The following is a 2459-nucleotide window of genomic DNA, read 5'->3' as shown; positions in this document are numbered from 1 at the left end:
GAGATGCTGGCGTTGATGTAGGCGGCAAAGACGGCTTGGCTGACGTGCAGGTTCTCACGCAAACGCTTGATCATTTCCGCCGTGTAAGCCGGCGGCGGGAGGCATTGCGTTTCAAAATCACGCAGTGTTAGCTTGTCGACTGCGCCGACTTCATGCAATCCGCGCATCGTTTCCAGTGCTTCATTAATCATTCGGCTCATGTTTGTACCTCTATCAATTGGTTGGCTTTCAACGCGGTTTCAATCTGATCGTTACTGAGTGCGACCAGATTGCTGGCAAGGCTCTGGTAAATCCCTAGTTCACGCTGGGTAATATTGTCGCGCTCATTTTTCTCGAAGCCGAAAAGAAAGTACAAGGTTCCGGCGAACCGTGTGGCCAGAAGCGTCCGAGCGCTACCGCGCTTGCCTCGTCCAGGTAGCGCCACCCGCTGCTTGAGCAGGAAACTGCCCAGATCGGCATCGATCAACCCGCGCTCAATATCAGCGACTGCCTTTAACAAGTCGGCGTCGGTTACGCCGGCTTTGCCTGCCCAACGATCAAACACGCGTGTCTTGAAAACTCTCACGGTTAATTGTAGCACTTAGTGCAACGGTCAGGTCAAGTAAAAGTTAGGGTTGCTCATGGAACAATCCGGCCAATACCTGGAAAGGGGTTGAATTTTGTACGCGGTTCAAATGGCTGGTTTTGGTCAGAAAGCTGACGGTCCTCACGAAATATGCCGCGTAGTCATACGGAATTCTTCCTGACGATTTCACTCTGATGACCACTGACTGGAATCAGTCTGAAGCAGCCCTCAAACAAAGAGAATTGACCGGCTGTTCCTGGCCGGAAGTTATCAGTCATCGAATGTAGCCCATGTCGATTCCGATTGGATTACCGCCTTTGCCATTTTTGCGTTCCAACCCTGAAGAGCATGGAAGGGGCTAAAAAGAATTCCGAGGGGACCAATCCGCTTTGCAGAAAAAAACGGAGGTTTTTCAGAATGGATCGGCTGGTAGACGTTCCAACCTGCAAATAGCCAATAAAAAAAACGGCCACAGATTTCCCTGTGGCCGAATAGTACTATTACTACACATAGGTCCTTGCTATCACTCACTCGCAAATAATAGCGTTTTTACACGGCATAGGTGTTTGCAAGGAACATGTTCATTACGGCATGACTCGGCGATCCTCAAACGCGGATTTAACCAGTCGTACCATCGACGACGACAATTGGCCGACATCGTTGATGGCAGCGGCGTACTTCTCGGTAAAGATTCGCGAGGGATCCACCCCAATACCCAGGGCGACCACCGTAATGTCATTTTCTCGAGCTCTTTCAATGACGTGGCGGGTAGTCTGGGGATCATTTGGGTCACCATCGGTGACGATCATGATGATTTTGAGACTTTCCTCCCTGCGAACAATGTCCGAAGCGGCAAACAAAACCGCTTCAGCCATGGGGGTGCCCCCATCTGTTGTCAGATTAGAGACACGACCCGCCAATTGGCGCGGAGATTCCTCCCAGCGTTTAATGACCGATACCCCTTCTTCACCGTCCTGGTACCACGGAAAGACCGTAACCTGCGTCTTGATCCCGGGCACATCGAACGCGAGCATGGTGGCCACGGCCGCTTGCGCAGCTTGACCAATGGTACTTGACATCGAACCGGAGCGATCAATGACAATCGATACGGCGGCGTTGAGATCAACCCCCTCGTCAGTACGGACAAAGATTGACCCCCCGAGGCGAGCGCTCCAGATGCGGGAAGGATCAATGCACATCCCTGAACGCGAATGCGAAACATCGTCTTCTGCAATCGACTCCATCCACTGCAAGGTGCGCGTCCGTACCGCATTGATACTGCCGCGAAGAGCCGCCAGATCAAAAGTGGACGCCTTGATGTTTGCCTTGAAATGATTGGGCATCGGCAGGCTCGCGCCAGCGTAAGAATCATCATGAGCGGCGGAGACATTCAGAGCAGTCTTCAGCATTTCGCCAATATCCTCCTGAACATCGTTTTCAGACATTCCAAGGAGGTTTCCCAGTGCCTCGGCTGCGTTTTCGTCATCGTCATTTCGACCCGAGCCCGCAGTTTGCGACGAGCTGTTCCCTGGATCGGCTTCCGATTGATTACTCCTTGCCGTACTGCCGGCCCTGCTTGTACCTTCACTATCTTCCCCCTCATCGGGTTCGGATTCAGGTGAAGCACTGTTACCGCTTCCGTCCTCTTCGCCCGCTCCGGGTTCGGATTCAGCGGAAGCGCTACCGCTCATTCCATCAACCTCGCCTTCGCCCTCTTCACCTTCGTCGGATTCGGACTGAGCTGACGGCTCGCCACCGGCTTGCTGCGGTGGGGATTGTTGTTGTTGCTTGCGCTCCTCCTCTTTCTTCTGTTCCTCCCTGATCATTTCAATGATCGAGTCAGACAGTTGAAATACTTCATCTTCGGAGGCGCAATCCGACACCTGATACATCA

3 protein-coding genes are annotated in these 2459 nt (G+C 52.8%); all 3 read right to left on the bottom strand.

Annotated elements, in window-relative coordinates; all coding sequences use genetic code 11:
* Positions 1 to 200: transcriptional regulator (locus JNM42_RS03115; RefSeq protein ID WP_294266015.1), on the bottom strand; the 200-nt coding region annotated here is incomplete at its 3' end.
* Positions 197 to 544, bottom strand: coding sequence for a type II toxin-antitoxin system RelE/ParE family toxin (locus tag JNM42_RS03110; RefSeq protein ID WP_294266012.1), 348 nt, complete (start codon positions 542 to 544; stop codon positions 197 to 199). The genes JNM42_RS03110 and JNM42_RS03115, both read right to left, overlap by 4 nt.
* Positions 545 to 1149: 605 nt before the next feature.
* Positions 1150 to 2459 (bottom strand): VWA domain-containing protein (locus JNM42_RS03105; RefSeq protein WP_294266010.1); only part of this gene is annotated, 1310 nt, incomplete at its 5' end.

It is taken from the genome of Propionivibrio sp. (genome assembly GCF_016790145.1).
Taxonomy (GTDB): domain Bacteria; phylum Pseudomonadota; class Gammaproteobacteria; order Burkholderiales; family Rhodocyclaceae; genus Propionivibrio.
The sequence above is the reverse complement of the archived record's forward strand: the minus strand, read 5'-3'. Positions and strand labels throughout refer to the sequence as shown.